At 53.8% G+C, this 6,796-nt stretch carries 4 protein-coding genes; 1 reads left to right on the forward strand and 3 read right to left on the reverse strand.

The window, feature by feature from the left end; genetic code table 11:
* Positions 1–153 precede the first annotated feature (153 nt).
* The 3 genes from OBACDRAFT_RS05710 to OBACDRAFT_RS25030 all read right to left on the reverse strand — a co-directional run bounded on the left by OBACDRAFT_RS05710 (position 154) and on the right by OBACDRAFT_RS25030 (position 5,179).
* A complete protein-coding gene (locus OBACDRAFT_RS05710; protein ID WP_157836926.1) occupies positions 154–1,419 on the reverse strand; it encodes a hypothetical protein in 1,266 nt (421 codons plus the stop codon).
* Between the two features lie 352 nt (positions 1,420–1,771).
* Positions 1,772–2,404, reverse strand: a complete 633-nt coding sequence (locus tag OBACDRAFT_RS29415; RefSeq protein ID WP_043583612.1) for a putative globular PEP-CTERM protein — start codon at positions 2,402–2,404, stop codon at positions 1,772–1,774.
* An 84-nt stretch (positions 2,405–2,488) separates the two neighbouring features.
* The gene (locus tag OBACDRAFT_RS25030) at positions 2,489–5,179 is read right to left on the reverse strand and encodes an FG-GAP repeat protein (RefSeq protein ID WP_052361280.1); all 2,691 of its coding nucleotides are present in this window, start codon (positions 5,177–5,179) and stop codon (positions 2,489–2,491) included.
* A gap of 920 nt (positions 5,180–6,099) precedes the next feature.
* Between OBACDRAFT_RS25030 and OBACDRAFT_RS26260 the strand changes: the two genes are divergently transcribed.
* On the forward strand, positions 6,100–6,417 hold the full coding sequence (locus tag OBACDRAFT_RS26260) for a helix-turn-helix domain-containing protein (protein WP_081721836.1): 318 nt from the start codon (positions 6,100–6,102) through the stop codon (positions 6,415–6,417).
* The last annotated feature ends 379 nt before the right edge of the window (positions 6,418–6,796 follow it).

Below are 6,796 nucleotides of genomic sequence, written 5' to 3' on the forward strand. Positions count from 1 at the left end.
GGTTTTCGATTTATTTTGAGGCGCATTTCCCGCCACGGCGCGACGGTCGCAACACCATCAGCCTGCTGTTACCTCTCAGCGTGGCAAACGTCGCACCGTGGCGGGAGACCCATCGTGCCATCGAGGCTATACTGAAAAGGGTTCGCCCGTCCCCTACCCGGCTTGCTTCCAAAAATCGCGCGGGGACTTCCCCATGTTTCGATAACCCTCGATTGGCGTGCGATTGTAGTCTTCCAACCATGACGCGAAAGACATGCGCATCTCCAACAACTTCTCCCTCGCACGACTCACCGCCAAATCCGCCGACGCAGGGCGTCCAGGCCTCTTCGCCGAACTCTCCAAACGCTGCCTCCACGGCAACAAAAAACCAGGCAATAACACCTGCCGGAATTTTAACAAAAATCCATTGCTCGGCTCATACGACAACCTCGCCCGATGCTCAATCCCGTGCAGTTTGAGAAACCCACCAAAAGAACGCCCGTCCTTGTTCGACGTGTAAGTCACGCTCCCGCGTGTCTCCAATTCACGGATACTCACACCCGCCTCCGCATACACTGGCAAAGTGTGACGTTCCAATAATTCCACGGCCAGATCCGTGTTGGTGCCACAAAACACCTCCCCCGTCGCAAAACTCCCAAACGTGTCGATCGTCACATGCACGTGATATTGGAACCCCTCGTACCTCCCCACCTGATACCAACCTTGACACACCCGCTCGCCGGCAACGGATGTCTCCCGCTTCCGTTCGGACAAAACCGGATTGCGCATCAAAAGCTTGCGCCACCAAAACGGCGGCAACCACTCCCCCCCCCCTTCCGTCAGACACTTTTCCTCCAGCACAGCCAAAAAACCATCCTCGCGGACCCTCACCCGTCCGCATTGCACCAGCAACTTGCGCACGCTTGCTCGCGACGGCGCTTGGTCCGCCCCAAACTTCGCACGCGCCAAGGCCACCAACACCTCCTGCGGACAATACGGATTCTCCTTCGCCGTCTTCACCACGAACTCCAGCACCTCGGGTTTGAGCGGTTCCATAACAGTTCCTGCCCACCAACGCGCAGGTTCGATTTCGCGCATCACGCGCTTATGCCAATCCCTACCACCTGCAAGCGGCGACGCTGATTCAGGTTCGTCGTTCGGTGTCGGCCCCTGGGAAACAGAATGTAATACAAATGACATGGCGAAAAAGTAGCGAGTAGCGGGTAGCGAGTAGGGCGGAGGCGGGAGGTAGTAAGGGGCGCGGGCGTCTCGCCCGCATTTAAAAACTTCAAAAATCTCACGCGGAGGCGCGGAGAACGCAGAGGGAGGGGAATGTAATATTTTTAATTTACTTATACTTAGTAATATAGGTTTCCTCTGCGGGTTCTTCGACGTTTTCAGTGGAGGGACAGGATTACGATATGGAGTGCGGCGATTCATCGCCGCTTTAGGCGACGTGATTCATCACGTCGCCTCGCCTTACCCTGTTGCTACCTTCTCTGCCGTCTGGCAAAGGACGCATCGGGAGGGCGGGAGGCGGGAGGCGGGAGGCGGGAGGGCGGGAGGCGGGTCGTTAAAACGACCCGTCGAAAGCGGCGATGAATCGCCGCACTCCATGTCGAACCATTGAAAATGTCGAAGAACCTCTCAGCGTCTCTGTGTCTCTGCGTGATCTCTTAAATCTTGCGACAAATTGAACCGACAATGCTCTAAAAAATCCGGTTTGTTTGGAACTTTGCGTCTTGGCGACTTTGCGTTCCAAGCAAACCGTTTTTTGAATACAGGCAGTTTACTACTTACGGCGGCGGACCATCACGAACACCAACATCGCAAGACCGGCCAGCGCGGCATACGTGCTCGGCTCGGGCACAGCAGAGGCGGGCGTATCAGGGATGCCGCTCAGCGTCAGGGTAAGGGGCCAAGTAGCATTAGGATACCCTCCCACAGGGGTACCCAGCCCCGAGGGCGATGTCGTGAAATAACCAGCGACCTCAGCCTGCATCACATCCGTCCCTTGAATCAGGGTCCAGAAGCTCGCCAAGTCGGCCAAGCTGACACTATAGACGTCGACATCGAAGCCTTCGATCCCATCATAACCAACTCCGAAAAAGGTTCCCGGCTGGTATTGGAACACGCGGGTGGCGGCATAGTACTGCGTATTGCGCTCCGACTCTATCTCGGCTTGGAAATCATACCAGCCCTGACCTGCATATTCCGGGCCGTAGGCATCCAGCATCGCCGAGACTCCGAGCAGCGTCAGGTCATTCGGACCAGTGCCGCCCCAGTGGGTGGCGATATAGCCATTCGTCGCCAAGGCACCATCCACAGCGGTCCCGCCCCCTTGATACAACCACGAGATCGTGGGAATAGCTTGGGCTATCGCCGACAGCCCGAGCGCCAGACTTATTGCAATTATCTTCTTCATTATATATATCCTTTTATTTGTTGTTTTCCGAATCCCCCCTTCCGCCTTGGGCAAGAAAGGGGGCAAGTGTTATCAGGTTTTCGTTTATTCTATCTCGATACTGTCTTCGCTGAGGATCAGCGCAGGCTGCTCCCAAGTCTTGCTGGTATTGCCAGTGAAGTAGAATCCTTCACCGATACCGAACGCAGGCGCGCCACCAGCCGACCAGCGGCCTAATGTGCTCACTGCATACGAAGTGTATGCATCTTCCGTTCCGTTCTGCTTGTTGAAGCGGTCCAACCGGGCGATTACATAGTTAACATCCTCCGGCGCGCTCACGGCCACGGGATATTGCACTCCCATTAGCAGCTCCCGGCCTGCAACAATGGTATAGCTCTTGGCGGCTACCGGAACGATGCCGACGAAATCAAGCGTCACGGCGACTGACGTGCTGCCATTACGGGCCACCACCGCATAGCCGCTTTGCACCACTCGGTCTCCTCCGCTGCTCCAAGTGCTGCCTATCGGCGCTTTGGTCGATGCAGGATACATCTCTCCGGTTTCGATGTTTTGCACGTTGACCGAGGAGCGGTTGGGCAGCGCGGCAAACAACTGCTGCACCGTCGTCTTGCTGCTAATCAACTGATGCGCAATCGTTTTGAGGCCGTTGGCCGGGATCGTCACTGCGTAGCGTCCGGCCACGTTGCTCGAATACTTGGCGTCGGCGTTGATCGTTGTGCCATCAAGCGCGGTGGCGCTGGTGACGAGGCGGTAGAACTCAGCCGTGGCCGCGCTCTTGGTGAAAGTAACCGTGGCTGTGCCATCCGTGGCAATCTGACCAGCGGTGTCATTCACGAAACTCCATGAAGCAGCGTTGCCCAACAGGTCTTGCGAGGCATACAGGGCGTAATAGTTGCCCACGGTGCCAAGCACATCCATCGTAACTGTGTTACCGCTAATGCTCGGCTCACCGAGCGTCGCAGCAGTAGCAACCACACCAGCAGCAGCCTTGGGGCGGATAACAAGGTAACCATCCTCAGCCTCCACTGTAAGCATATCGTATTGATTATACTCAAAGACAGGCTCATAATTTCCTGAAGTTGGATTGCGCACAATCAATCTGCCATAGTAAGCAAAATTATCATAACCAATATCCCAGCTAATCTTTAGATGCAGTTCGCTACCATCACACAGGTAAATCGTTGTGGGAGTAATTGAAGATGGTTGATCAAATATCAGACGATTGCCTGTGCTGCCCGAAGGAGCCCCCACATAAACCGTGGGAAGCGGGGTGCTCATAGCACCAGAAATCACAAGGGCGTTGTTATTGGAACCTTCACCATACCCAATTGTAATGGAACCATTGATCGTAGCCGAATCGCCAGCCGACAAGGTCACTGTGTTATTGCTGGTCGTGCCACCAACAGCCCACACGCCATTCGACACAAAGCTCAACCCATCGGTTGCCAAACTGGCATCACCAGCATCCAGCGTCGTAAACGCACGGATATCACCATAGTATGCTTTGCCAGTCCTAACTCCGCCGACCTGCGCATAGTAAGCCCCGATAACAAACCGATTGCCATCCATGCTTACCGAACTGCCGAAGTGGTCCTCTGCCGCGCCATCGGAAGCGCGAAGTTTAACATCTTGGTAAACGGTGCCTGATTTGGCATTGAGTCCATTGAAGTAGTAGACCGAACCAGAATCGTCCCCCTTGTCGCTATTGTAGTGAGCACCGACCAGAGCGTTGTCTGCCGACAAGCTTACCGAATGGCCGAAGTAGTCAGTTGTCGCGCCATCGGAAGCCAGAAGTTTAACATTTTGGTAAACGGTACCTGATTTGGCATTGAGCCCTTTGAAGTAGTAGGCCGAACCAGAATCGGTCCCCTTGTCGTCATCACAGCGAGCACCGACCAGAGCATTGTCTGCCGACAAGCTTAACGACCAACCGAAGTTGTCATTTTTTGCGCCATCGGAAGCGAGAAGTTTAACATCTTGGTAAACGATGCCTGATTTGGCATTGAGCCCTTTGAAGTAGTAGGCCGAACCAGAATCGGCCCCCTTGTCGTCATCTTGGTAAGCCCCGACCAGAGCATTGTCTGCCGACAAGCTTACCGAATAGCTGAACCAGTCACTTGCCGCGCCATCGGAAGCCAGAAGTTTCACATCTTCGTAAACGATGCCTGATTTGTCATTGAGTCCTTTGAAGTAGTAGGCTGAACCAGATTGGGCCCCCATGTCACCATCGCGGTAAGCCCCGACCAGAGCATGGTCTGCCAACATGCTTACCGAGATGCCGAAGTGGTCATTTGCCGCGCCATCGGAAGCCAGAAGTTTCACATCTTCGTTAACGATGCCTGATTTGTCATTGAGTCCTTTGAAGTAGTAGGCCGAACCAGAAGAGCTCCCCTTGTCGTCATCTTGGTGAGCACCGACGAGAGCATTGTCAGCCGACAAGCTTACCGAAGAGCCGAAGCGGTCATATGCCGCGCCATCGGAAGCCAGAAGTTTCACATCTTCGTAAACGATGCCTGATTTGTCATTGAGTCCTTTGAAGTAGTAGGCCGAACCAGAATCCGTCACCTTGTCGTCATCGAACACAGCACCGACCAGAGCATTGTCTGCTGACGAGCTTACCGAGAGGCCGAAGTAGTCACCTGCCGAGCCATCGGAGGCGGTGAGAGTAGATGCGATTGTTTTGTGAGGAGAGGCAGCGAGGGCTGCAGCGGCGAGAGCCGCGAGGAAGGCGCGTGGAATGACGCCTGTATTAGTGTTTGTTTTTGGTATTTTCATACGAAGAAAAATCGTGCAATCCGGCCTTTTGAAGGCGTATATTATGTCTGTAGTCAGGCACGCAGCAGCGCACGCACCTGTGATATGATGTTCAGGTTTATAAAAGAGAGGAGAAGAGCTGGACTTAGATCAGTTGTAACCCGGCATTATAACCCTGGTAGGGAGGCCTCTCCGAGGCCTCCGCCGTGCGTAGCGTGAAGACACGAAACTCGCAGGTGTTGGGAGCGTGGTTTCGGAGGCGGGAGGCGGAGGCCTCGGAGAGGCCTCCCTACCAGGTTATATAAGCGAGAGCCTTATTGTTATATTATGGCATTTTTAGTTATTTGATAAATTACGATTGAAAGTGCGTTTCCCGTTTTTTACAGAAGGCGGAAGGGGTCTTGAAGACAGCAAATTTTGCCGATCAGGAATATGTCATGCAGAGACACAGGGGCGCGGAGTTTTGTTGTTTTTTCCTCCGCGTTCTCCGCGACTCCGCGTAATATCCTTTCGCTGAAGCGGGCGGGACGCCCGCGCCACTCCGCTGTAGGGGCGTCGCTTGCGACGCCCGCGACTGCGTTTCGGCCTGCGAGTGCTCTTCTGGTATTCGGCAAATCTGTCCGGCTGGCGCGGGCGTCGCAAGCGACGCCCCTACAGCGGGCGGGACGCCCGCGTCACTTGCGTCACTTGTCAACAAGTGAAGCCCGCGAATGAGTAATTGTGACGGCCTGGCAGACATAGTAGTTCGATAGTAGGAACACCTTAGAGATTCCTACTGGAGCAAGTCAATAGCGTTTTGTTCGTTACATGGAACGATTTTACATAATTTGCTATTAATCAAATCTTAACAAAACACGAAAATGGAACCTTTTTAACAAGAAACATGCTACATTTGGCCGTTTTCGGAAGCCATGGTCACGAGAAAAAACGACTCCAAGTATATGAGGCATCCTTATCTACCACGAAAGGAGAAGAATGCGATTGGCCCAATCGTCCGGGAGGTGCGCAAAGCTAGAGAATGGTCTCAGGAAGATTTGGCATTACGTTGTCAGTTAAGATATTGGGATATGGATCGAGTGATGCTGGCCAAGATTGAAACCGGGCTGCGAGCCATATCGGACTGGGAACTGCTCCTTTTGTGCAACGTTCTGGGTATAACCCCCGATGAAATCCTCGGCGTGCGTCCACTCCCACTCCAGCGCGATGGTCTGGCTAAATATTTGGAACAAAATAGTCGGCAACATTTTAGGACTTCCTAACGGGTTCTTCGACGTTTTCAATGGGAGGATAGAAGCCCCGGAGTCCGCCGGAAAGACAGGATTTCCCGCAACGGCGCCACATTCGCAACGGCCCAATCTGAATCGTTGCGGGCATGTCGAGCGTAGCGGGAAATCCCACCGATGCTAGAGCATTTTCGGTTTATTTTATCTCACGCGGAGGCGCGGAGAACGCAGAGGGAGGGAAATGTAATATTTTTAATTTACTTATAATTAGTAACATGGGTTTTCTCTGCGGGTTCTTCGACGTTTTCAGTGGAGGGACAGGATTACGATATGGAGTGCGGCGATTCATCGCCGCTTTAGGCGACGTGATTCATCACGTCGCCTCGCCTTACCCTGTTGCTACCTTCTCTGCCGT

The sequence above is a fragment of the Geminisphaera colitermitum TAV2 genome (assembly GCF_000171235.2).
Taxonomy (GTDB): Bacteria; Verrucomicrobiota; Verrucomicrobiia; order Opitutales; family Opitutaceae; genus Geminisphaera; species Geminisphaera colitermitum.